Here is a 23,191-nt window from a genome sequence, read left to right on the forward strand (position 1 = left end):
TAAGAGCCACAGCAATGAACCGACTTCTTTCATCGATCGCACTGCTCTCGCTGCTTGCGACTCAGGCGTTTGCCCAGGCTGCGCCGACCGGCCCGGCCGCGCCGCAGCCACCGTCCTCATATTATCCGGCACCGCCACCCTTGCAGGCGCCGTCGGTCCAGCAGGGCGTGCCGACCACCGGCCTCTCCTCGCCGCTGCCGGCGGCACAGAAGGTCGAGCGCACCGAGATCGCCGCCGACACCGAGGCACAGCTCTTCATCGATGCCCGCAAGATCGTGTGGGGTCGCCACGCCAAGATAAAGGGCGCCAAGGCGGGCGACGTCGTGGTGACCAAGCAGGGCAATCTCTGGACCATCAAGGGCCGCATCGACAGCGTGGCGCCCGGCACCGAAGGCGACTGGGCGTCGATCGACGGCGTGGTCGAGCGGATCTCCGCCGGTGTCGTGCAGATCCGCGGCGAAGTCGCCTTCCGCGTCGCCAAGGTCGAGAAGGGCACGCCCTGCAAGGTGGCGGGAACGCTCACCTTCCGCCGTTCCGGCAAGTCGCAGGTGTGGCGCCTCGCCGAGGGCGACAATCCCTGCGATGGCACGCGCGAGGGCTTCGATCTGGTCTATGAAAAGCCGGTCGAGAAGAAGCCCGTCCCGACTCAGCCGAAACGCAGCTAGCGCAGCTTCTCGATCTCGTCGCGCGCGAGCTGATCGGCGCGCTCGTTCTCGGGATGGCCACTGTGGCCTTTCACCCAATGCCAGTCGACCTTGTGCAGTGCATGCGCGGCGTCGAGGCGCTGCCACAGTTCGACGTTCTTCACCGGCTTCTTGTCGGCAGTCTTCCAGCCGTTCCTCTTCCAGCCCTTGATCCACTTGGTGGCGCCGTCGAGGACGTATTTGCTGTCGGTGGTCAGCCGCACGCGACAGGGCCGTTGCAGCGCCTCGAGGCCGGCAATCACCGCCATCAGTTCCATGCGGTTGTTGGTGGTGGCGGCGTCGCCGCCCGAAAGCTCCCGTTCCTTCTCTCCCATCCGCAGGATGGTGCCCCAGCCACCTGGACCGGGGTTTCCGCTGCACGCGCCATCGGTGAAGATTTCGACCTCGGGGCCATGCTTTGCAGGTGGGGGGGTCACAGGCCGTAATCCGCCAGCGACTCGGCGCGCCTGTGGAAGCGCAGATAGGCGAGATACTCGAGCGGGTCCTTGCGCTTGACCAGCGCGTCGGTCGGCGTGTGGACCCAGTCGTAGAGCCTGGTCAGCAGGAAGCGCAGCGCCGCACCGCGCGCCAGCAGCGGCAGGACGCGCCGCTCCTCGGCGGTGAGCGGCCGCACCTTGTCGTAGCCCTGCAGCAGCGCGCGCGCCTTGGTGGCGTTAAACGAGCGGTCGGGCTCGAAGCACCAGGCGTTGAGGCAGATCGCGACGTCGTACGCCAGGGCATCGTTGCAGGCGAAGTAGAAATCGATCAGCCCCGACAGCTTCTCGTGCAGGAAGAACACGTTGTCGGGAAAGAGATCGGCATGGATGACGCCGCCCGGCAGGCCCTGCGGCCAGTTGGCCTCGAAGAAGTCGATCTCGGCGTCGACCTCGCGTGCCAGGCCGCGGGCCACGTCGTCGGCATGGGCGCGCACGCCGTCGAACAAGGGTCGCCAGCCTTGGACCGAGAGCGCGTTGGGCCGCTTGATCGCGAAATCGCGGCCGGCGAGGTGCAGTCGGGCCATGGCTTCGCCGATCGGGCCGCAGTGATGCACGCCGATACGGCGCGGCCACAGGCCGTGCAGGAATGTGGTGACGGCGGCGGGCTTGCCAGCCAGGGAGCGGATCGCATTGCCGTCGCGGCCGTGGATCGGCCTGGGGCAGGTGATGCCGCGGGCCGCGAGATGGTCCATCAGGCCGAGGAAGAAGGGCAGGTCTTTCGGGTCCACGCGCTTTTCGTAGAGCGTGAGGAAGTATTGCCCCTTGGTCGTGGTCAGCAGGTAGTTGGAATTCTCGACGCCCTCGGCCACGCCTTTCAGCGCCTCGGCCTCGCCGATGTCGTAGTCGACGAGAAAGGCCTCGAGTTCGGCATCGCCGACTTCCGTGTAGACCGCCATGTCACATCACCTGTCACGCCACCAGCTGGCGGGGCAGCTTGAATACGACACTTTCCTCGGTCGTGCGCACTTCCTCGACAGTGACGTCGTAGCGCGCGCGGCAGGCCTCGATCAGTTCGTCGACCAGCAGTTCGGGCGCCGAGGCGCCGGCCGTGATGCCGAGCCGCCGCGCGCCTTCCGACCAATCGGCGTCGAGCCAGTCCCAGTCCATGTCGGCGGCGCGCTGGACGAGGCGCGACCGGGCGCAGCCGTAGTTGGTGGCAACCTCGACCAGCCGCATCGAGTTGGAAGAATTGGGCGCGCCGATCACCACCAGCGCATCGCAGCGTTCGGCGATCGCCTTGACCGCTGCCTGGCGGTTGGTGGTGGCGTAGCAGATGTCCTCCATCTTCGGGCCCTGGATGGCGGGAAAGCGGCGCCGAAGTGCTGTCACGATCTCGGTCGTGTCGTCGACCGACAGCGTTGTCTGCGTGGCGTAGGCGAGGTTATGCGGGTCGGACACCTCGAGCGTCTCGGCCTGCGCCACGTTCTCGACCAGCAGCACCGCGCCGGCGGGCAGCTGGCCCATCGTGCCGATCACTTCGGGATGGCCGGCATGACCGATCAGCACCACGCGCCGCCCCGATTCGTGGTGGCGCTCGGCCTCGCGGTGGACCTTGGAGACCAGGGGGCAGGTGGCATCGACATAGAGCAGGTTGCGCCGTCCGGCCTCGGCCGGCACCGCCTTGGGCACGCCGTGGGCGGAGAACACCACCGGCCGATCGTCGGGCACCTCGTCGAGTTCGTCGACGAACACCGCGCCCTTGGCTTCGAGATTCTCGACCACATAGCGATTGTGGACGATCTCGTGGCGGACATAGACCGGCCGGCCATAGCGCTCGATCGCGCGCTCCACGATCTGGATGGCGCGGTCGACGCCGGCGCAGAAGCCGCGCGGGCTGGCGAGCAGGATCGTGAGCGGCTTCATCGCGGGCATGAGAATTCGTTCTACGGGATGCCGACCCGCTCGCTTGCGGGTCCGCGGACCATTGCCTAGACTCCGCCCTCGAGAGATTGAGTTGAGCGGATTGGCGCGGCACCGTAACAAAGCCGCCGCAACGGGGAAAGCAACATGACCGAGCCGGTTGTCGCGGGCAGGGTGCCTGCGAAAGTGACGCTCGAGGCGGGCAAGGACTATTGGTGGTGCGCCTGCGGGCAGAGCAAGAACCAGCCGTTCTGCGACGGGACCCACAAGGGCAGCGGCTTTTCGCCGATGAAGTACACGCCCGAGAAGGCCGGCGACTACTGGCTCTGTGCCTGCAAGCATTCCAGCAAGAAGCCGCTGTGTGACGGCACGCACAAGACCCTGCCATGAGCCCTGGAAAATCGAGCCCTGGAAAATCGGTCTTGAGAAAGTTCATCGTTGGCGTGCCGGCCGTGGCCCTGCTTGCACTCACGCTCGGAAGCTGTGGCGGTGGCCCGCCGCCGCCTTCGTTCGTCTGCCCTCCGCCGCTCACCGTGCAGGACGCCAGTCGCATCACCCATTTCAGGGATGGACCGGGCCGCGATCCACGCGACATCGCCTATGAGGCAGCACTCGTGAGCTCCGGCTCGTCCTGCCAGCTCGGCTCCCGGGCCCTCGACGTCACCGTGGTGATGGTCGTGGCCGTTAGTGCTGGACCGTCCGTCACGCCCGGCCAGACGCGCGTGCCGTACTTCGTACGTGTCCTCGACGGCAGCGGCACGGTGGTGCAGGGCCAGGACTTCACGGCCGATTTCAAGCTGTCGAGCGCCAGCCCGCGCGGCGAATCGCGCGAGGAGCTGGCGCTGACCATTCCGTTCGGCGAATTGAAGGACCTCACCGGCTACCGCATCGCCGTCGGACTGAAGCCCAGTCCCGAGGAGCTCAACTACAACCGGCGGGCGGCCGGCCGGTGAGCGCCTATGCCGACAGGCTGGAAGCGCTGGCGGCCGACGCGGCCGACCGTTGCACCGGCTGCGGCAAGTGCTTCGAAGTCTGCCCGACGGCGCGCGAGATCGGCCTCGACGCCGGTGAGGCGCGCGCGCGCGTCGGCGAACTCTCGGCCCTGACGCTGAACTGCGGTCCTGCTGCCGACGGTCTGCGGAAATGGCTCGACGCCTGCGATGGCAGTGCCCGCTGCACCGATGCCTGCCCGGAGGGCATCAACGTCCGCCAGTGGGTGACCATCGCCAAGATGAAGGCGATCGATGCGGCCAGGCCGCGCGAGGTGGGTGCGGCCAACGCCGCCGGCCGGTTCCGCCACATGGCGCAGGCGGTGCGGCTGCTGGCCAGCATGCAGCTGCCCTCGGAGACCCTGAAGAAGATCCTGCAGCCGGCCGAGCGGCGCACCGCCGAAATCCTGTTCTATACCGGCTGCAATGTGCTGCGCACACCTCACATCGTGCTCAATGTCATGGACATCCTGGACGCGCTGCAGCTCGACTTCGACGTCGTCGGCGGCGCCTCGCACTGCTGCGGCGTCTACCAATTCCAGGAAGCCGACCTGCCGACCTACGAGCGCATGGGCCACCGTACGTTCCAGCGCTTCGGCCGGTCCGGCGCCTCCAAGGTTCTGACCTGGTGTCCGACCTGCACCAAGAATTTCGACGAGCTGGAGAAGGACGTCGAGGAGCCGTTCTTCGACCTCGGCCACGTCAGCGAGTTCCTCGCCGCCAACCTCGAGGCGCTGAAGGCGCGCTTCGTCGACCAGCCCAGGCGCCGCGTGGTGATCCACGAGCATCTCGGCATCGGCGCCACCGTCGACAGCATCCGCAAGTTGCTGGGCGCCGTGCCCAACCTCGAGCTGGTCGAGCTGGTGCAGGATTCCGGCTTCTCCTACGCCTGTGGCGGCCAGGCGGCGAAATTCAAGGACCGCGAACAGGCGATCCATCGCGGACTGGCCGAAGGCGCGGTCGCGGCCGGTGCCGACACCATCGTCACCATGTACCATTCCTGCCATCGCGCGCTGGCCGGCGCCGAGGCCGCCTATCCGCTGCGCGTCGTGAACTTCACCGACATCCTGGCCGAGGCGCTGGGCCGCGGCGGCCATCCCGACTACTACCGCCTCTACAAGGCCGGCGGTGCGATGGACGAGGCGGTCGCGGCGGCGCGCCGCTTCCTCGCCGACAACGGCGTGCGCGTCGACGAGGCCTCGGTACAGTCGCTGACCGCCGACATCTTCAACGAGACCGGCCTCGCCGGCTCGCGCGACGCCTTCGCCCAGGCCTTCACGGCGCTGGCGAAAGAGGGCTGACGGGCGTTGGTCGACGGCGCCAGCATCTGGCTCTTCTCGTACGGCACGTTGCAGCAGGAGGAAGTACAGCGCGCGACTTTCGGTCGCCTGCTGGAAGGCCGTGCCGATGCCCTGCCGGGCTACGCCACGTCGCTGTTCGAGATCGCGGACGTCGAGGTCGTGAAGACGAGCGGCAAGACCCATCATTTCATGGCCCGTCCCACCGGCCGCGCTGCCGACGAGGTGCCGGGCGTCGTCTTCAGGATCACGCCGGCCGAGCTTGCTGCCGCCGACACCTACGAGGTGTCGGACTACAAGCGCATTGCCGTTCGGTTGAAGTCGGGCCTCGAGGCCTTCGTCTACGTCGGCGGCTGATCAGCCACCGTCTGATCGGCCATCGTCTGATCAGCCATCGTCCCTGAAGGCGTCGACCACCAGGCCCCGCAGCCAGCGGTTCGCCGCGTCATGATCGACCGAGGCATGCCAGTAGAGATAGAGGTCGAGGGTCGGCGTCCGGAACGGCAGCGGCAGGGTTTGGGTCCGCAAGCCGGCCGTGAGCGCGCGGACATAGCGTTCCGCCATGGTGAGCACCAGGTCGGTCCGGGCGACGGCGCGGAGTGCCGCGAGATGGTTGCGGCAGCGCAGCCGGATGCGCCGCTTGAGCCCGCGCGCGCTCAGTTCGACATCCTCGAGGCCCGGGCCCTTGCGCCGCGACGTCACCAGCACATGGTCCTGGGCGAGATAGGTTTCGAGCTTGAGGCCCTTGGTGACACGCGGGTGGCCGCGCCGCGCCACGATCACCATCCGGTCGGCCACCAGCTTCAGCCGCCGGACGCCCTCGGAGAGCGGCAGGGCGATGTCGATGGCAAGGTCGATGGAGCCGCTGGCGAGCGCCGCTTCGAGGTTCCGTCGTCTCACCTGCACGGTCCTGAGGTCGACGCCGGGCGCGGCGCGGGCGATGCGGCCCATGATCGCCGGCAGCATCAGCGTTTCCGTGGGGTCGCGCAGGCCGATCGTGTATTGCGCCTCGGCCCGCGCCGGGTCGAAGCGGCCGGCGTGGGCGACGAGCTGGTCGAGCGATTGCAGGCCCTGCCGCAGCGGCCCGATCAGGCCGCGGGTCAGCGGCGTGGCTGTGAGGCGCCGCCCGTCGCGCGCGAACAGCGGGTCGCCGAACATCACGCGCAGCCGCGCCAGCGAATGGCTGATCGCCGACTGGCTGAGATTGAGTCGCTGGGCGGCGCGCGTCACGCCGCCTTCGTCGTGGATGGCTTCGAGGACCTGCAGGAGGTTGAGGTCGATACGTCGCTCAGGAGCCATGTGACATGATCCATATCGATGAATATTCATGACAAACAATCATTTCATTCATTCTTTGCGCCTCCCTAGGTTCGGTCAACCCGGATCGAAGGAGATCGCCGCATGGAATTCACCTATTCCGACAAGGTAAAGGCGCTGCAGGAGAAGCTCGGCGCCTTCATGGACGCCCACATCTATCCCAACGAAGAGCCTTACGAGCGCGAGGTCGAAAGCGGCGACCGCTGGCAGCCCGTCGCCCTCATGGAGGAACTGAAGGCCAAGGCCAGGTCCGCCGGCCTCTGGAACCTGTTCCTGCCGGGTGGGCATGGCGCCGGCCTCACCAACCTCGAATATGCGCCGCTCTGCGAGATCATGGGACGTTCGCCGATCGCACCCGAGGCCTTCAACTGCTCCGCCCCCGACACCGGCAACATGGAGACGCTCGAGCTCTACGGCACCCCGGCGCAGAAGAAGCAGTGGCTGGTGCCGTTGTTGGAGGGCCGCATCCGCTCGGCCTTCGCCATGACGGAGCCGGCGGTCGCCTCGTCCGACGCCACCAACATCGAGAGCTCGATCGTGCGCGACGGCGACCACTACGTGCTGAACGGCCGCAAGTGGTGGACGACAGGCGCGCCCGATCCGCGCTGCAAGATCTTCATCTTCATGGGCAAGACCGACAAGTCCGCCGACCGCCACCGCCAGCAATCGATGGTCCTGGTGCCACGCGAGACACCCGGGGTGACGGTCGTGCGCGCGCTGCCGGTGTTCGGCTACGACCATGCCCCGCACGGCCATGGCGAGGTCCTGTTCGAGAACGCGCGCGTGCCGGTGGCCAACATCCTGCTGGGCGAGGGCCGCGGTTTCGAGATCGCCCAGGGCCGCCTCGGTCCCGGCCGCATCCATCACTGCATGCGGGCCATCGGTTCGGCCGAGCGGACGCTCGAGAAGATGTGCAAGCGCGTGAAGTCGCGGGTCGCCTTCGGCCGGCCGATCGCCCAGCAGGGCGTGACGCTGGAACGCATCGCCGAGGCCCGCATCATGATCGAGCAGGCCAGGCTCCTGGTGCTGAAGGCCGCCTACATGATGGACACTGTCGGCAACAAGGTCGCCAAGGCCGAGATCGCCATGATCAAGGTGGCGGTGCCGGCCATGCTGACCAGGGTGGCCGACATGGCGATCCAGGCCTACGGTGGGGCGGGCGTCTCCGACGACTTCGGCCTGGCGGCGACCTACGCCTCGGCGCGCACGCTGCGCCTGGTCGACGGGCCGGACGAGGTCCATCGCAACCAGATCGGCAAGCTCGAGCTCGCCAAGTACAATTGAGGTGGCGGTCGCTGGCAGGTACTTTGCCCTCGACCAGTCCTTGAAGTTTTGCCGCTCTGGATTACCCTATCGTCATGAACGCCATGCTGATGAAAGAATTGTCGAAGCTCAGCATCGAGGAGCGTCGAGCGCTGATCGACGACCTGTGGGATAGCATCGATAGTGAACTCGACGCAGGTCCGATTCCGGAAGAGATTGGAAGGATGCTCGATGAGCGTGCCGATGCGCTGGCGCGCGACCCGAACCAGAAGAAATATACGCTCCAGGAAATAGCGGCGCGTCACAACGCCAAGCTATGACGTTTGCTGTTGTTTATGCAGAGGATGCAGCTGACGATATCGATGCCGCCTTCGAATGATTGGCCAGTCGCGTGCCGGCTGCGGCGATCGATCTCCTGAAGGCGATCGATCGGACCGAGAGTCATCTCAAGCGAAACCCCGCCATCTACCGAGTCGTCAGGGAAACACCGTCGGGTGACATACGGCGGGTCAACCTTCGGCCATTCCGCTATCAGCTCTATTTCCAGATTCTTGGCGCCGAGGTCGTCGTCATTGCCTGCCTACACGCCAGTAGGTCGCCCAAGACGCTCACTCGGATCGTATCGGGCCGCACATGAGCGCACCCTTTGGATTTGTCATCGGCCGCGGAATTTGTGGGCGGGTTGGTGCCGCCCGCTCACGAAGATCGCCAGACCGACGACAAGAAGGCTGAGCGTGCTGAAGGCGGTGCGCAGCGTGTTCCACCAGGTCCACGGCACCGAGAAGTCGGACCAGAGTTTCAGGGCCGCTCGCGGATCGGCCGGCACGGTCGCGGTCGCAAGCGCCTCGTTCATCGGCACGTTGACGAGGGCCGTGGGCAGGAGTGCGCCCAGGAAATAGACCAAGCCGGCGAACAGGAAGAGCGCCGCCGCCATCGGTCGTCGTGCGGCGAGGAAGACCACGGCGCTCACGAGGGCGGCAGCCGGCGTTCCGAAGAAGGCCACGAAGAAGACCGGATTTCTGACCGTGAGGTTGATGGCCTGCATCGCCGGGATGGCGTGCCCGGGGCCGGCCGCGTCGAGGCCGAGCATGACGGAGCTCGAATAGGCGAAGAAGAAGCCCGCCATCGTCCCGGTGAGAAGCAGGGTTATGGCCGCGGCCACGAACGCGATGAGCTGCATCGTCCCGGTCCTAGCTTGCCTTGACCGCCAGCACCGCCCAGGCGGCGTCGGCGAAGAAGCGGACATGGGCGGAGAGGGGACCCTCGAAGCGGCCGTAGACCTTGTAGGTCGCGGGCTGCATTACGGCGCCGATCGCCGAGGCGGCCGCAAGGTCGGCATTGCGCCGCGGGATCTCGCCCGCCTTCATCGCCTGGGCGATGACGTCGCGCACGACGTTCACCGGGTTGGGCGTGCCGTCGGGCACCTGGACCAGGAACGAATGCTGGTTGAGCAGATGGTAGGCGAACAGCGTCCAGTCGCGGTCGGCCCAGTCGCAATAGCAGCGCACGATGGCCTCGATCTTGGACCTGAGCGCCGCATGAGGCCGTTGCGCCTCGTCCAGCGCCTCGGCCAGCGCCCGGTGATGGCGCAGGAACAGGTCGACCGCCAGCCTCTCCTTGCTCGGGAAGTAGCGGTAGATCGTGCCCTCGGCGATCGACGCCGCCATGGCGATTTCCCGGGTCGTGGTCTCGGCCACGCCGCGCGCCACGAACAGCACGAGCGCCGCCCGCTCCACCCGCGCCTTGGTTTCCTCGGCCTTGCCCATGCGAGCCACTCTATGAGGGCGCGCTCATATTTGAAAGTTCGACGGCTGCGTCGCGGGGTCACCGGCTTTTCCCCGGGATTCGGGGAGGCTGCGGGGCTTTGTCCGTGGACGGCCCTGGGACCGGTCCCTATGGTCGGTCCACCCAGACGATACCTGTGGGAGAGCCCGCCTTTATCTTATTCGCTTAAGAGGGGGCGGCGCCGAAGGAGCAACCGGCCCCGGAAACTCTCAGGCAAACGGACCGCAGGAGGATGGGTCTCTGGAAAGTGGCGGGCGCCTCATCTGGCGCACGCCCACCGACGAAGTAAGCCGAATCGCATTCGGCGAATCTTTCAGGTCTCCGGACAGAGGGGGTCGCGAACGGCGCAGTCCTTGCGTCGGGGAGTCGCGACTCTAGGAGACCGTTTTGAGTGAACCCGCCGCTGGCCCTCTGAAGCGCACGCCGCTTTACGATCTTCATCGTGAACTCGGCGCCCGCATCGTGCCGTTCGCCGGCTACGAGATGCCGGTGCAGTATCCGACCGGCATCCTGGTCGAGCATGCACACACGCGGAATGCTTGCGGCCTGTTCGACGTCTCCCACATGGGCCAGGTGCGGCTGACGGCCAAGGCCGGTCATACGACCGCCAAGGCGCTGGAGACTTTGGTGCCGGCCGACATCGCAGGGCTGCAGCCCGGGCAGCAGCGATATACGCAGTTCACCAATGAGACCGGCGGCATCCTCGACGATTTGATGGTGACCAGCACCGGCGATCACCTGCAGCTGGTCGTCAACGCCGCCTGCAAGGATGCCGATCTGGCGCATATCCAGGCCAAGCTCTCCGACGCCTGCGAGATCGAGCCGATGTTTTCGCGCGGCCTGCTCGCGTTGCAGGGGCCACAGGCCGTGACCGTGCTGTCGCGGCTGGCGCCCCAGGTCGCCGGCATGAAGTTCATGACCGGCGCCTTCGTCGTGATCGACGGCGCGCGCTGCTACGTCACGCGCTCGGGCTACACCGGCTGCGATGGCTTCGAGATTTCCACCCCGGCCGATGCGACCGACCCCATCGCGCGCAAGCTCTTGTCGCATCCCGAAGTGAAGCCGATCGGCCTCGGCGCCCGCGATTCGCTGCGCCTCGAAGCCGGCCTCTGCCTCTACGGCCACGACATCGACACCACGACCACGCCGGTCGAGGCGGTGCTGCTGTGGAGCGTCGGCAAGGAGCGCCGGGTGCAGGGCGGCTTTCCTGGCGCGGCTGTCATTCAGAAGCAGATCGCCGAGGGCTCACCGCGCAAGCGTGTCGGTCTCCTGCCCGAGGGCAAGGCCATCGCGCGCGAAGGCGCGGAGATCGCCATTGCCGGCAAGATCGTGGGGATCGTCACGTCGGGCGGCTTCGCCCCGACGCTCGGCCGCGCCATCGCCATGGGTTACGTCGAGCGCGCCCAATCTGCCAACGGCACCAGGGTCGAGCTGCTCGTGCGCGGCAAGCCCGTGCCGGCCGAGATCGTGCCGATGCCTTTCGTCAAACACACCTACTACCGCGGATAGGGAGCCTTTCATGGCCGACGTCAGATACAGCGAAGAACACGAGTGGATCCGCGTCGAGGGCGACACGGGCACGATCGGCATCACCCAGTATGCGCAGGAGCAGCTGGGCGATGTGGTGTTCGTCGAAGTGCCCGCGGCCGGCCGCAAGGTCGCCAAGGGCGAGGCCGTGGCGGTAGTCGAATCGGTGAAAGCCGCATCCGACATCTACGCACCGGTGTCGGGCGAGGTGATCGAAGCCAATGCAGCGCTCGCCGACACGCCGGGCGACGTCAATACGGAGCCGATGGGCAAGGGCTGGTTCTTCAAGGTCAAGATGTCCGACAAGGGCGACCTTGCCGGCCTCATGGACGAGGCCGCCTACGCGGCTTTCGTGAAGAGTCTCGGCTAGCAACCCCAGCAACTTTGTCATCCCGAGCGAAGCGAGGGACCTTTGCTGGAGCGAAAACCAAAGGTCCCTCGCTTCGCTCGGGATGACAACGGGCTCAAATCCACTAGGAGCTTCCATGCGTTACCTCCCCCTCACCGATACTGACCGCCGCGAGATGCTGAGCGTGATCGGCGCCCGGTCGGTCGATGAACTGTTCCGCGACGTGCCGGCCTCGGCCCATCTCGGCGCCAAGATCGGCGGGCTGCCGGATCACCAGGGCGAGCTTGAGGTCGAGCGTGCCTTCCAGGCCTATGCGGCGAAGAACCTGTCGCCCGCCACGACGCCGTTCTTCATCGGCGCCGGCGCCTACCGCCATCACGTGCCCTCGACCGTCGATTACATGATCCAGCGCGGCGAGTTCCTGACCTCCTACACGCCCTACCAGCCCGAGATCACGCAAGGGACGCTGCAGTACCTGTTCGAGTTCCAGACCCAGATCACGCTGCTGACCGGCATGGAGGTGGCCAACGCCTCGATGTACGACGGCTCGACCGGTACGTCCGAGGCCGTGCTGATGGCCAACCGCGTCACGCGCCGGCACAAGGCGCTGATCTCGGGCGGGCTGCATCCGCAATACCGCCGCATCATCGAGACCACCGCCAAGTGGGAAGGCTTTAACGCCGTTATCGGCAAGCCCGATGTCGAGGGGCTGGAAGACCTGATCGCCGCCGTCGACAAGGAGACCTCCTGCGTCGTCGTGCAGAACCCGAGCTTCTTCGGGCATGTCCGCGACTTCGCCAGGCTGGCCGCCGCCTGCCATGCCGCCGGCGCGCTGCTGATCGTGGTCGTGACCGAGGTCGTGTCGCTGGGCTTGCTGAAACCGCCGGGCGAGATGGGCGCCGACATCGTGGTCTGCGAGGGCCAGTCGATCGGCAATGGCCTGGGCTTCGGCGGTCCTTACGTGGGCCTGTTCGCGACGCGCGAAAAATACATGCGGCAGATGCCGGGCCGCCTCGTGGGCGAGACCGTCGATGCCGACGGCAAGCGCGGCTTTGTGCTGACGCTCTCCACGCGCGAGCAGCACATCCGCCGCGAGAAGGCGACATCCAACATCTGCACCAATGCGGGCCTCTGCGCGCTCGCCTTCACGGTGCACCTCACCCTGCTGGGCGAGGCGGGTTTCCGGCGCCTGGCCGAGATCAACCACGCCAAGGCCTCGGAGCTGGCCGATCGCGTCGCGGCCATCCCCGGCGTGAAACTGCTGAACGGGAGCTTCTTCAACGAGTTCACCGTGCGGCTGCCCAGGCCCGCCGCGCCGGTGGTCGAGGCGCTGGCGGCCAGGCGCATCCTGGGCGGCCTGCCGGTGTCGCGCCTGATCCCGAATGATCCCTCGGTCGAGAACCTGCTGCTGCTGGCGGCGACCGAAACGGCGACCGAGCACGGCATGGGTCCGCTCGTCGCCGCGATGAAGGAGGTGCTGTGATGGCCAGCTCGCAGGATCGCTCTCAAGGACGGACCGGCGGCATCGTATCGGGCGGTACCGCCGAGGCTGCCACCTACACCGGCAACCGCGCGCTGCAGATCGAGGAACCCTTGATCTTCGAGATGGGTCAGCCGGGACGCTGCGGCGTCGATCTGCCGGAGCCGCCCAGGGTCAAGGATCGGCTCAACGGCCTGCGCCGCACCGGCGACATCGGCCTGCCGGGTCTTTCCGAGCCGCAGGTGGTGCAGCACTACACGCGGCTCAGCCAGAAGAACTACGCCATCGACATGGGCGTCTATCCGCTGGGCTCGTGCACCATGAAGCACAATCCGCGCATCAACGAGAAGGTGGCGCGCCTGCCCGGCATCGGCGATCTCCACCCGCTGCAGCCGGTCTCGACCGTGCAGGGCGCGCTGGAACTGATCGACCGCCTCGCGCATTGGCTGAAGACCCTGACCGGCATGCCGGCCGTGGCCATGTCGCCGGCCGCCGGCGCGCACGGCGAGATGTGCGGCATGATGGCGATCGCCGCCGCCCTCAAGGCGCGCGGTGAACGCGCCCAGCGCAAGACGGTGCTGGCGCCCGAGTCGGCGCACGGCACCAATCCCGCGACGGCGGCGGCGATCGGCTTCACCGTGAAGCCGATCCCGGCCAACGACCGCGGCCGAGTCGATCTCACCGCGTTGAAGGCCGCGCTCGGCCCCGACGTGGCGGCGATCATGCTGACCAATCCCAACACCTGCGGCCTGTTCGAGAGCGAGATCGTCGAGATCGCCCAGGCCGTGCATGCGGCAGGTGCCTACTTCTACTGCGACGGCGCCAACTTCAACGCCATTGCCGGCCGCGTGCGGCCGGGCGACCTTGGCGTCGACTGCATGCACATCAACCTGCACAAGACCTTCTCGACGCCGCACGGCGGCGGCGGGCCGGGTGCGGGACCGGTCGTGCTGTCGGCGGCGCTGGCGCCCTATGCGCCCTATCCATGGATCGTGAAGGACGGCGCGACGTGGCGCGTGGCCGAGGACGAATCAAAGGTCGAGGGCACGCCGCTCGGGCGGCTGAAGGCGTTCCACGGTCAGATGGGCATGTTCACGCGCGCGCTGGCCTACATCATGAGCCACGGCGCCGACGGGTTGAAGCAGGCCTCCGAGGATGCGGTGCTGAGCGCCAACTATGTGATGGCGGCGCTCAAGGACACGATGAGCCCGGCCTTCGACGGCCCGTGCATGCACGAGGCGCTGTTCGACGACAGCTTCCTCAAGGACACCGGCGTCAGCACCCTCGACTTCGCCAAGGCGATGATCGACGAGGGCTATCACCCGATGACCATGTACTTCCCGCTGGTGGTGCATGGCGCGATGCTGATCGAACCGACCGAGAGCGTGGCCAAGGAAGACCTGGACCAGTTCATCGGCGCGCTGCGCTCGCTCGCCGCCAGGGCCAAGACCGGCACCGCGGCCGAGGCGTTCAAGGCAGCCCCGCTCTACGCCCCACGCCGCCGCCTCGACGAGACGCTGGCCGCCCGCAAGCCGATCCTGCGCTGGAAGCCGTCGAACAATCCGCCGGAGACCGATCCGGTGAAGCAGGCGGCGGAGTAGACACTCATGCTTCCTCCATTTCATTTTCCTCTCCCCCGCTAGGGGGAGAGGTTAGGTGAGGGGGAGTCGACGTGCGTAACCCCCTCACCCGCCCTCTCCCCCTATCGGGGGAGAGGAGTCTGAAGGCGATCGTCGGAAAGATTCTGGGCTGCGGCCCGATCCGGGGGCAGGATAGCGCTAATGAGAGTCTTCACCACCCTCCCGCAGGAAGACCTGCGCAAGGTCGGTCCTGCCGCTCAGGCGATCGAGGCGACCGGCTACACCGGCGTCAGCACCCAGGAGAACCGGCACGACCCGTTCCTGGCGCTGGCCGTCGCGGGCGTTGCGACTAGGAAAATCGAGCTGCACACCGGCGTCGCCATCTCCTTTCCGCGCTCGCCGATGGTCGCGGCCAACATCGGCTGGGACCTCGCGGCCAGCACCGGCGGGCGCTTCACGCTGGGTCTCGGTTCGCAGATCCGCGCCCACAACGAGCGGCGCTTCTCCGTGCCGTGGTCGCCGCCGGCACCGCGCATGCGCGAATACATCCAGGCGGTGCGGGCGATCTGGGCGGCGTGGAAGGGCGACGGCAAGCTCAGCTACGAGGGCAAGCACTACCGCTTCACCCTGATGACGCCCAACTTCGTGCCCGAGGCCTATGACGCTCCCGCGCCGCGCATCGGCCTCGCCGCCGTCGGCCCGGCCATGCTGAAGGTGGCGGCGGAGGAAAGCGACGGCGCCAAGCTCCACGTCTTCTGCACACGCAAGTACCTCGAGAACAAGGTCATGCCGATCCTCTCGGAGGGGCTTTCCAGGACGGGACGCGCGCGGGAAAAATTCGAGATCTCGGGTGGCGGCTTCGTCGTCACCGGCAAGGACGACGCGGCGGTCCAGAAGCTGTTCGACTGGGTGCGCTATCGCGTGGCCTTCTATGGCTCGACGCCGGCCTACTGGCCGGTGTTCGAGGAGCACGGGCTGGGCGATCTCGGCCGCAAGCTCAACGCCATGACCAAGGCGGGCCAATGGAACGAGATCGCCGCCGAGGTGCCGGACGATGTCGTGCACCTGTTCGCCGCGGTCGGCCGCCATGACCAGATCGCCCAGGCGATCGAGGCGCGCTTCGGCGGCCTGGTCGATTCCATCAGCGCCAGCGCCAATTCCTCGAAACCGGCCGACCTGCCGCCCGACCTGCTGCAGGACCTGGCCCGGATTCCGACGGTCTACAGGCCGCAGACCTGAAGGCACGAAGATAGATTTGACATTTCAGCAGGTTTTAGCCTATATTTTCGATAGGCTGGCCCTTCTCGTGCCGGCTTTTTTCGTTTTCCGGCAAGACCTGCCCGCGGCCGCCCGCGGGTTCGCGCAGAAGCGCTTGGTGCAGCCGCCACGGGTCCTGACCCGTGGATGAGACAACAACGGACCCCGCCTTCCCGACGGCCGTCGGCAAGGCACGAAACGACGCTGCTGCAAGCGGGCGCGACGGGGCAGGAGATGACGACGGCCGATGAGGGGGAACTGGGGCCCGCCGGGGGCCTCTTCCGGGCCCACTTTCGGGCCCAATACTCCCACGTTTCAGGTGGGCCCGCCGGGCCGGGTAAAATCGCAGATTCATTGGCTTTCCGGCGCGCGGAGAGCCGATTTTGTGTATGTCGGTTTGGGCCAAAATCGAAAAGTTGGGCCAGGCCTGGGCCAAGAATCTGGGCCAAGAAAAAGCCCCCGCCTTGCGGCGGGGGCACCAGGTAGCCCGCGATTGGTTTTGTGCGGGCGATCCGAATTTCGAAAGATCAGTGCAGGCGTTTCGGCAGTTCGGCGATCGCCTCGTCGACCAGGGCCTGCGTGCGGCCCGAACCGACCTGCTCGCGCAGCAGTGCGCGGGTGGCCGCGAGCGCCACGTCGACGGCGGTGTCGCGCACCTGCTTGGTCGCCTGGGCCTCGGACTGGGCAATGCGGTCGAGCGCCTGCTGCTCGCGCAGCGCGACGGCGGTCTCGAGGTTCGCGGCGGCGCGCGCCTGCATGCGGGCGGCTTCCTCGCGGGCCTGCTGGACGATGGCGCCGGCCTCGGTCGCCGCCTGGGCGAGCGTGCGGTCGGCTTCGGTCTTGGCTTTCAGGGCATCGGCGCGCAGCTGATCGGCGTCGGCGAGCGCCTTGGCGATGCCCGCCGTGCGCTTGTCGAGCATCTCCGTGATCTTCTTCCACAGGACCTTGCCCGCGAGGGCAAAGAACAGGAGGAAGGCGACGGCGACCCAGAAGGCCGGGTCGGAAAACAGGCTTTCCTGGCCGGCGCCGGCGCCGGCGGCCCAGGCAGTGCCGATCATCGGCTGGTCCCCTTCACGGCGGTGGCGACCTTGGCCCCGAGCGCCGCGCCGTCGGCCGGCTGACCGGCGAGCTTGGCATAGGCGCTCTGGGCGATCTCGCCCGCCATCTGCTCGAGGCCGGCCATGACCGTATCGCGCTGGCCGGCGATGCGCTTCTCGGCCTCGGCGATGCGGCCGTTCAGCCGCTCGGCGAGTTCGTTGAAGCGCGCCGTGGCCACGGTGCTGTCGGCTTCGGCCTGCTGGCGCTGCAGACGGCGCGATTCCTCGCGCGCGTCGGCCAGGCGCTTCTCGTAGGCCGCGACCAGTGCCCGCGTGTCCTCGTTGGCCTTCTCGGCCGCGTCGAGGTCGCCCTGGATCTTGGCCTGCCGCTTGGCCAGCGTGTCGGAGATCGCGGGCACCGCGAGCCTCGACATCACCAGGTACAGCGCCACGAACGCGATCACGAGCCAGACGAGCTGTGGCGCGAAGCTGTGGACGTCGAGCTGCGGCATGCCGCCGGACTTTGCCGCCGCCGTGCCGCTCACGGCGAACGAGACTAGTCCCGCCGCGAGTGCGCTGTAGACCGGTGTACGCATGATCTTCAGTTCCAAGCCGGCTGGCTTAGAACACGAACAGGATCATGAAGGCGATGACCAGCGCGAACAGCGCGACCGCCTCGGTGAGCGCGAAGCCCAGCAGCACGTTGCCGAACACGCGGGGAGCGGCTTCCGGGTTGCGCAGCGCGCCCGAGACGAAGCTGCCGAAGATGTTGCCGATGCCGACGCCGACGCCGGCGAGGGCGATGGTGGCGAGGCCGGCACCGATGAGCTTGGCTGCAGAAGCGTCCATGATGATTATCCCTTCGTTAGTGATGCAGGTGGATGGCGTCGTTCAGATAAAGGCAGGTCAGGATGGCGAACACATAGGCCTGCAGGAACGCGATCAGGAGTTCCAGGCCGGTGAACACGACGATGAAGGCGAGCGGCGCCCAGCCGCCGATCAGGCCCAGCATGACGACGAAGCCGCCGAACACCTTCAGCATGGTGTGGCCGGCCAGCATGTTGGCGAACAGGCGGATCGACAGGCTGAAGGGGCGGATGAAGTAGGAGATGATCTCGATCGGCACCAGCAGCAGCAGGAGCACCCAGGGAACGCCCTTGGGCACGAACAGCGAGAAGAAGTGCAGGCCGTGCCTGGCGAGGCCGATGAGGGTGACGCCCACGAACACGAACAGCGCCATCGCGAAGGTGACGACGATATGGCTGGTCGGCGTGAACGAGTAGGGCACCATGCCCAGCACGTTGGCGAACAGGATGAAGATGAAGAGCGTCAGGATGAACGGGAAGTACTTCTTGCCCTGGTCGCCGACGTTGTCGCGCACCATGCCGGCGATGAACTCGTAGCCCAGTTCGGCGACCGACTGCAGGCGGCCCGGCACCAGCGCCCGCTGGCGCATGCCCATCACGAACACGCCCGTCGCCAGAATGACGGCGATGATCATCCAGAGGGAGGAATTCGTGAAAGAGGCGTCGAGGCCGCCGATCTTGAAATCGAGCAGTCGCTTGATCTCGAACTGCTCCATCGGGCTATGCATTTAGGCCTTCCCCACTCAATCAACGCCCACGAACCGCTACTAGGGCAGGCGCCGACCTTCGTCGTCGCCTTTCGCCGCCGCATCCGAATAGACCCGGATGGCGCGCCATGCATTGTAGGCGCCTGCGACGAACCCCACCAAGAGGCCGACCACCAAGGCAAACGGTGCCCAGCCCAGCCAGCGGTCGAGCCAGTAGCCGAAGAACCCCCCGACCAAAAGGCCCGCGATCATATCCACCAAGACGCGATAGGCAACGCTCGTTTGCCGGTGCGACATTCCGCTGCGTTGGCCGCCATTCTGAGGCGGTTTCTCGACCTTTCCGCGTGCCGCCTTGAGGCGGGCATCCAGGTCGTCGACACGCCGGCGGTCGCCTACGGGATCGGGTGTTTCCATCGCTTCTGCCCTCGGACGACGTCGATAGATGAATATCCTCGCCGCCCCCCAGGCGGGGCGATGTCTAGGGGGTGGGTCGGGCCCTGTCAAGGAACCGATTTCCGTTGTTTGACAACCGGTTAGTGGCTTCCAGCAGAGCTCGCCGGCGCCTTCAAAACCGAGAAGGTCGCATCGCCGTCGCGCACCACCTGCGGCACCAGATCGACCTCCCAATCGAGGTACTGGCGCATGGCCGCCTCGACGTCCTCCTTGAAGTCGTAAGGCCGGTACCAGACGTCGGTCGGCGGGTCGGCCATCCGGACGTGCCCGGTCTCGAGCGCGAGCTTGGCGTCGCGCCAAGCCTGCATGCCGCCCGCCAGTATGGCCACCGGCAGCGCGCCGGCCGCCGCCTTGGCCTCCGATGCGGCCAGGGCCGCGATCTCGCCGTCGGGCGAGACCAGCACGATGCGGGTCACCCCTTTCTGTTGCGCCAGCATCTCGGGAATGGTCTTGGCCAGGTTGGCGCGTACGGCGAACCAGGCGCCCGGCACATGGCCGTCGCGATAGCGAAGGCTGGTGTCGAGATCGATCACCAGGGTGGCCGCGAGCGACGTGTCGAGCTCAGGCGCCGTCACCGACTTGGGCTTGGGCACCACGAAGCCTTGCGGGTAGCGCGGCTCGGCCTCGGTCGTGAGTTCGGCCGGCACAGGCTTGTGGCCGAGGACGTGGACGTCGTTCCAGCCCATCTGGACCAGCCAGTGCGCCGTCATGGTGGCGCGCACGCCGTCGTTGTCGTGCAGCACGATGGTGGCGTTGCGCGCGCCGACATATTGATCGGTCGCCTGCACGAGCTGGCCGCCGGCGGCATGCCTGAAACCTTTCAGATGGCCCTGGGCGTATTCGGCCGGATCGCGCACATCGAGGCGGTAGAGCGGACCGCCCTTCGCCTCGAGCCTGGCGAGGCCCGCCTTGTCGATCTTCTTGATGTTCATCTTCTTGGCGATATTGGCCGCGGCCGCCTGCGCGAACTTTGCCGCCTCCAGGCCTTGCGGCCCAAAACTCCTGGTCTCGCCGCGCGCCACCTTCAGGCCGGCGAGGTGCCAGCCCATGGTGCCGTTCTTGAGCGCCATCACCTTGTTGGGGAGGCCCGCGTTGATCAGTGACTGGGCGCCGATGATCGAGCGCGTGCGGCCGGCGCAATTGACGACCACCAGCGTGTCGGGGTTCGGCACGAAATCCTTGACGCGATAGACGAGCTCCGCCCCCGGGCAGTCGATGCCGCCGGGGATCGACATGTTGGTGAATTCCGGCAACGGCCGCGAATCGAGGATCACCATGTCGGCCTTGGAGTCCAAGAGCTTCTGCACGTCGGCGGCATCGATGCGTGGCGTGTCGTTGCCGTGCTCGACCACTTCGCCGAACGCCTTGCTGGGCACGTTGACGCCGGTGAAGACCTCATAGCCCGCCGCGGCCCACGCCTTCAGCCCGTCCTTCACGACGGCGACGTTGGTGTAGCCCAGCTTTGACAGGCGCGCGGCGGCGCGGTTGGCGCGGCCACCCCATTGGCTGTCGTGGCCCTCCTCGCCGCTGTCCATCAGCACGATGCGCGTGTGCGGGTCGGGCAACAGGGCGAGCGCGCGCGGCTCGAGCCGGGAGAGGGGAAGGGGCGTGGCGAACAGCGGATGTCCCTGGGTCGAGAACTCGCCTTCCTCGCGCACGTCGAAGAACGCGAACACCTCGCCCGATTTCAGCATCGCCTTCACCTGCTGCACGGTGAGCAGTGGAGTCAGGATCTTGGGGATCGCCATGAAACGCTTGGCGGCGCCGGTGGCCATATCGACGCTGACGCGATCCGGCAGATGTTCGAGGCTGAGACCGTAGAAATGGAGATGGAGCGCATTGCCCGATCCCGCCGGCGTCTCGATGTGGTGAAAATCGTCCGGCAGGTAGGCGATGACGTCGCCGCGCTTCAGGGTCTTTTCCTTGGCCTGTGCCTCGCGCAATTGAACGAAGCCCTCGCGCGCGCCGTTGTCGAGGCGCTCGTAGACGACGTTGCGCTCGGCGCCATGGACGCCGGCGATGATCGCCCAGGTCGTGTGATTGTGCGGCGGCACCTTCTTGCCGGGCCCGCCGGCCGAGGCATAGAGCGCGAAGCGATGGTCGGAATCCTCGCTCAGGCGATAGATGCCGCCATCGGGGCCGAGCGGAAACTCGTCCTGGGGAAAGAGCTCGGCGCGTCCCGCCAGCGACGACAGCAGGCCACCGATCTTCTCCAGGGCGGCGACGGTGACACCACTCTTCTCGATGCGTCGCGCCTCGTCGACCAGGCGCCGCACGGCGGCGGCACGCTCTTGATGCAGGTTCATTTGATCCTCCGTTTGGGCGCAGTATAGCCATCCGGCGCTTGTCGCCACACGGTAAGTCCAACTACGGTGGGACCATGAGAAAGATCCTCCCCGTCGTTATGCTGGGCGCGGCGACCCTGATGGCGGCTTCCGCCCTCATCCAGATCGCGGCGGCGCAAACAACGACGACCAAGCCGCCCGCCAAGCCGCCCGCGGCGGCCAAGCCCGTGGCAGCAACGGCCCGGCCCGCCGCCCGTCCGGCTCCACAAGCCCGCCGCCCCGTCTTCGTGCCGGCAGCACCGGTCATCGAACTCGACGAAGCGCCGGTCGTGGCCGATCTGCCGACCGTCCTTGATACCGAAAGCCGCGACCGCTACCGGCGCATCTTCCAGGCCCAGGCCGCCGGCCAGTGGAGCCAGGCAGATGCCGAGATCGCCAAGCAGACCGACAAGACCCTGATGGGCTACGTCGGCGCCCAGCGCCTGCTGAGCCAGGGCTATCCGGCGCGCTACGAGGAACTCGCCACCTGGCTGCAGGACTACAACGACCATCCGGACGCGCCGGCGATCTACAAGCTGGCGCTGGCCCGTCGCACGCCGGGCGGACCCGCGTTGACGCCGGCGAGTTTCGTCGGCTTCACGCCGGGCTCGCCGAGCTTTGCCGCCGCCCGGACCGTGACCGGCGGCGACGCCTCGCAGGCCGCCGACCTTCGTGCGCGTCTGCAGCACATGATCGATGACAGCGGTTACAACGCCGCCTTCGTCCTGCTCGACCGCAAGTCGACCGCCGACACACTGGGGCCGCAGGAAGTCGAGCTGTGGCGTGGCCGCATCCGCACGCGCGCGCTCGAAGCCGACTCGCAGCGTGGCGTGCAGGTCCCGGTCGAGGTCGGCCTGCCGCCCGATGCCAATTGGACCGCCGCCGTGTCGGCTTTTACACGCGGCAACATGGCCGAGGCGGCGCGTCGCTTCGAGCTGGTGGCCGATGCGCCGCCCGACCGCGCTTCGTCCTGGACGCTCTCCGCCGGCTCCTTCTGGGCCGGGCGCGCCAACCTGCTGGCCGGCAATCCGCAGAAATTCGCGCCCTACCTCAAGCGCGCGGCGCTGCATGGTCGCACCTTCTATGGTCTGGTGGCGCAGAAGGCGCTCGGCATGCAGATCGCGCCGGACTGGAAGGTGCCCGAGCTTGATCGCCGCAAGTCCGATCTGCTGCGTAATGACCGCACCGGCAAGCGCGCTCTTGCCCTGCTGCAGCTCGGTGCCACGACGGCCGCCGAGCGCGAACTCTACGCCGGTTCGATCGATGCCGATCCGCAGTATGTCGAGGCCGTGCTGGGTCTCGCCAACAAGGCGGCACTTCCCGGCCTCTCGGTGCGTGTCGGCAACGCCAACTGGGACCAGCGCCACAATATCAAGGGCTACGATGGCGCCATGTATCCGATCCCGCCGTGGCAGCCCGCGGGCGGCTTCACCGTCGATCGCGCGCTGGTCTACGGTTTCATGCGCCAGGAATCGGCGTTCAACCCCAAGGCGCGCTCCTACGTCGGCGCCATGGGGCTGATGCAGTTGATGCCCAGCACCGCGCGGCTCGTGGCGACCCGGTATATTCCTGACCATGGCGCCGGCAATCCCTACGAGCCGTCGACCAACGTGGCACTTGGCCAAGCCTACATCTCGCAGCTCCTGAACGACGTCGACAACAATCTGGTGCGCACCACCGCCGGCTACAACGGCGGCCCGGGTAACGTCATGAAGTGGGATGGCTCGCTCAACGCCTCGCAGGATCCGCTGCTCTACATCGCCTCGATCCCGCTCCACGAGACCCGAGACTTCGTGCAGCGCGTGCTGGCGAACTACTGGCTGTACCAGGTCCGCCTCGGCCAGCCGACGCCGTCGCTCGACCAGATCGCCGCTCACGAATGGCCGCGCTACACGGCGCAGGATACAAGGCGTTAGCCC

26 protein-coding genes and 2 riboswitches are annotated in these 23,191 nt (G+C 67.1%); of the genes, 14 read left to right on the plus strand and 12 right to left on the minus strand.

Annotated features, from left to right (window positions below; all coding sequences use genetic code 11):
* Positions 1 to 14: 14 nt before the first annotated feature.
* Positions 15 to 665: a hypothetical protein gene (locus EPO55_RS05295; protein ID WP_296335432.1), complete on the plus strand. Its 651-nt coding sequence runs from the start codon at positions 15 to 17 to the stop codon at positions 663 to 665.
* On the opposite strand, the gene rnhA is transcribed toward EPO55_RS05295, so the two are convergent.
* The 3 genes from rnhA to ispH are packed head-to-tail and all read right to left on the minus strand — an operon-like array spanning position 662 to position 3,052.
* Positions 662 to 1,120: a ribonuclease HI gene (rnhA, locus tag EPO55_RS05300; protein WP_296335433.1), complete on the minus strand. Its 459-nt coding sequence runs from the start codon at positions 1,118 to 1,120 to the stop codon at positions 662 to 664. The genes EPO55_RS05295 and rnhA overlap by 4 nt on opposite strands.
* Positions 1,117 to 2,076: a homoserine kinase gene (locus EPO55_RS05305; RefSeq protein WP_296335434.1), complete on the minus strand. Its 960-nt coding sequence runs from the start codon at positions 2,074 to 2,076 to the stop codon at positions 1,117 to 1,119. Before EPO55_RS05305 ends, rnhA begins: the two co-directional genes overlap by 4 nt.
* Positions 2,077 to 2,089: 13 nt before the next feature.
* The gene (ispH, locus tag EPO55_RS05310) at positions 2,090 to 3,052 is read right to left on the minus strand and encodes a 4-hydroxy-3-methylbut-2-enyl diphosphate reductase (protein WP_296335435.1); all 963 of its coding nucleotides are present in this window, start codon (positions 3,050 to 3,052) and stop codon (positions 2,090 to 2,092) included.
* A gap of 135 nt (positions 3,053 to 3,187) precedes the next feature.
* Here ispH and EPO55_RS05315 point away from each other — a divergent pair, with 135 nt between their 5' ends.
* Genes EPO55_RS05315 through EPO55_RS05330 form a run of 4 tightly spaced genes read left to right on the plus strand, consistent with a single transcriptional unit; the run spans position 3,188 to position 5,684 of the window.
* A complete protein-coding gene (locus EPO55_RS05315; protein WP_296335436.1) occupies positions 3,188 to 3,430 on the plus strand; it encodes a CDGSH iron-sulfur domain-containing protein in 243 nt (80 codons plus the stop codon).
* Between the two features lie 32 nt (positions 3,431 to 3,462).
* Entirely contained in the window at positions 3,463 to 3,993 is a 531-nt protein-coding gene (locus tag EPO55_RS05320; protein ID WP_296335437.1) for a hypothetical protein, read from the plus strand.
* Positions 3,990 to 5,330, plus strand: coding sequence for a (Fe-S)-binding protein (locus tag EPO55_RS05325; protein ID WP_296335438.1), 1,341 nt, complete (start codon positions 3,990 to 3,992; stop codon positions 5,328 to 5,330). Before EPO55_RS05320 ends, EPO55_RS05325 begins: the two co-directional genes overlap by 4 nt.
* Before the next feature lie 6 nt (positions 5,331 to 5,336).
* Positions 5,337 to 5,684: a gamma-glutamylcyclotransferase family protein gene (locus EPO55_RS05330; RefSeq protein WP_296335439.1), complete on the plus strand. Its 348-nt coding sequence runs from the start codon at positions 5,337 to 5,339 to the stop codon at positions 5,682 to 5,684.
* Between the two features lie 30 nt (positions 5,685 to 5,714).
* Here the strand turns inward: EPO55_RS05330 and EPO55_RS05335 are convergent, their stop codons facing one another.
* Positions 5,715 to 6,626: a LysR family transcriptional regulator gene (locus EPO55_RS05335; RefSeq protein WP_296335440.1), complete on the minus strand. Its 912-nt coding sequence runs from the start codon at positions 6,624 to 6,626 to the stop codon at positions 5,715 to 5,717.
* 102 nt (positions 6,627 to 6,728) lie between these two features.
* Between EPO55_RS05335 and EPO55_RS05340 the strand changes: the two genes are divergently transcribed.
* From EPO55_RS05340 to EPO55_RS05350, 3 genes are all read left to right on the plus strand, one after another.
* The gene (locus EPO55_RS05340) at positions 6,729 to 7,928 is read left to right on the plus strand and encodes an acyl-CoA dehydrogenase family protein (RefSeq protein WP_296335442.1); all 1,200 of its coding nucleotides are present in this window, start codon (positions 6,729 to 6,731) and stop codon (positions 7,926 to 7,928) included.
* A 74-nt stretch (positions 7,929 to 8,002) separates the two neighbouring features.
* On the plus strand, positions 8,003 to 8,227 hold the full coding sequence (locus tag EPO55_RS05345; protein ID WP_296335443.1) for an addiction module protein: 225 nt from the start codon (positions 8,003 to 8,005) through the stop codon (positions 8,225 to 8,227).
* 71 nt (positions 8,228 to 8,298) lie between these two features.
* Positions 8,299 to 8,544 (plus strand): type II toxin-antitoxin system RelE/ParE family toxin, encoded by a 246-nt coding sequence (locus EPO55_RS05350; RefSeq protein ID WP_296335444.1) that lies wholly within the window; start codon positions 8,299 to 8,301, stop codon positions 8,542 to 8,544.
* Between the two features lie 18 nt (positions 8,545 to 8,562).
* On the opposite strand, the gene EPO55_RS05355 is transcribed toward EPO55_RS05350, so the two are convergent.
* Positions 8,563 to 9,087, minus strand: coding sequence for an anthrone oxygenase family protein (locus EPO55_RS05355; RefSeq protein ID WP_296335445.1), 525 nt, complete (start codon positions 9,085 to 9,087; stop codon positions 8,563 to 8,565).
* A 10-nt stretch (positions 9,088 to 9,097) separates the two neighbouring features.
* Positions 9,098 to 9,673 carry a TetR/AcrR family transcriptional regulator gene (locus tag EPO55_RS05360; protein WP_296335446.1) on the minus strand — a complete coding sequence of 192 codons (576 nt, stop codon included), beginning with the start codon at positions 9,671 to 9,673 and terminating at the stop codon, positions 9,098 to 9,100.
* A 146-nt stretch (positions 9,674 to 9,819) separates the two neighbouring features.
* Positions 9,820 to 9,927, plus strand: a riboswitch (glycine riboswitch).
* Positions 9,928 to 9,930: 3 nt separating this feature from the next.
* Positions 9,931 to 10,023, plus strand: a riboswitch (glycine riboswitch).
* Between the two features lie 56 nt (positions 10,024 to 10,079).
* Between EPO55_RS05360 and gcvT the strand changes: the two genes are divergently transcribed.
* From gcvT to EPO55_RS05385, 5 genes are all read left to right on the plus strand, one after another.
* Complete coding sequence (gene gcvT / locus EPO55_RS05365) at positions 10,080 to 11,201, plus strand: glycine cleavage system aminomethyltransferase GcvT (protein ID WP_296335448.1); 1,122 nt, start codon at positions 10,080 to 10,082, stop codon at positions 11,199 to 11,201.
* Positions 11,202 to 11,211: 10 nt separating this feature from the next.
* The gene (gene gcvH, locus EPO55_RS05370) at positions 11,212 to 11,589 is read left to right on the plus strand and encodes a glycine cleavage system protein GcvH (RefSeq protein WP_296335451.1); all 378 of its coding nucleotides are present in this window, start codon (positions 11,212 to 11,214) and stop codon (positions 11,587 to 11,589) included.
* Positions 11,590 to 11,704: 115 nt separating this feature from the next.
* Positions 11,705 to 13,051: an aminomethyl-transferring glycine dehydrogenase subunit GcvPA gene (gene gcvPA, locus EPO55_RS05375; protein WP_296335453.1), complete on the plus strand. Its 1,347-nt coding sequence runs from the start codon at positions 11,705 to 11,707 to the stop codon at positions 13,049 to 13,051.
* Positions 13,051 to 14,649, plus strand: coding sequence for an aminomethyl-transferring glycine dehydrogenase subunit GcvPB (gene gcvPB, locus EPO55_RS05380; protein WP_296335455.1), 1,599 nt, complete (start codon positions 13,051 to 13,053; stop codon positions 14,647 to 14,649). Before gcvPA ends, gcvPB begins: the two co-directional genes overlap by 1 nt.
* A gap of 180 nt (positions 14,650 to 14,829) precedes the next feature.
* On the plus strand, positions 14,830 to 15,867 hold the full coding sequence (locus EPO55_RS05385) for a TIGR03617 family F420-dependent LLM class oxidoreductase (RefSeq protein WP_296335457.1): 1,038 nt from the start codon (positions 14,830 to 14,832) through the stop codon (positions 15,865 to 15,867).
* Positions 15,868 to 16,412: 545 nt separating this feature from the next.
* Here EPO55_RS05385 and EPO55_RS05390 read toward each other — a convergent pair.
* The 6 genes from EPO55_RS05390 to EPO55_RS05415 form a co-directional block, all read right to left on the minus strand.
* Positions 16,413 to 16,943, minus strand: coding sequence for an ATP synthase F0 subunit B (locus EPO55_RS05390; protein WP_296335459.1), 531 nt, complete (start codon positions 16,941 to 16,943; stop codon positions 16,413 to 16,415).
* Positions 16,940 to 17,518, minus strand: coding sequence for a hypothetical protein (locus tag EPO55_RS05395; RefSeq protein WP_296335461.1), 579 nt, complete (start codon positions 17,516 to 17,518; stop codon positions 16,940 to 16,942). Before EPO55_RS05395 ends, EPO55_RS05390 begins: the two co-directional genes overlap by 4 nt.
* 25 nt (positions 17,519 to 17,543) lie before the next feature.
* On the minus strand, positions 17,544 to 17,771 hold the full coding sequence (locus tag EPO55_RS05400) for a F0F1 ATP synthase subunit C (protein ID WP_147156091.1): 228 nt from the start codon (positions 17,769 to 17,771) through the stop codon (positions 17,544 to 17,546).
* 16 nt (positions 17,772 to 17,787) lie between these two features.
* Positions 17,788 to 18,516, minus strand: a complete 729-nt coding sequence (locus EPO55_RS05405) for a F0F1 ATP synthase subunit A (protein WP_296335465.1) — start codon at positions 18,514 to 18,516, stop codon at positions 17,788 to 17,790.
* 39 nt (positions 18,517 to 18,555) lie between these two features.
* A complete protein-coding gene (locus tag EPO55_RS05410) occupies positions 18,556 to 18,909 on the minus strand; it encodes an AtpZ/AtpI family protein (RefSeq protein WP_296335467.1) in 354 nt (117 codons plus the stop codon).
* Between the two features lie 119 nt (positions 18,910 to 19,028).
* Entirely contained in the window at positions 19,029 to 21,254 is a 2,226-nt protein-coding gene (locus EPO55_RS05415; RefSeq protein WP_296335469.1) for a rhodanese-like domain-containing protein, read from the minus strand.
* A gap of 74 nt (positions 21,255 to 21,328) precedes the next feature.
* On the opposite strand from EPO55_RS05415, the gene EPO55_RS05420 reads away from it, so the two are divergent.
* Positions 21,329 to 23,188 (plus strand): lytic transglycosylase domain-containing protein, encoded by a 1,860-nt coding sequence (locus tag EPO55_RS05420; protein WP_296335471.1) that lies wholly within the window; start codon positions 21,329 to 21,331, stop codon positions 23,186 to 23,188.
* Positions 23,189 to 23,191 lie beyond the last annotated feature (3 nt).

It is taken from the genome of Reyranella sp. (genome assembly GCF_004296935.1).
GTDB lineage: Bacteria > Pseudomonadota > Alphaproteobacteria > Reyranellales > Reyranellaceae > Reyranella.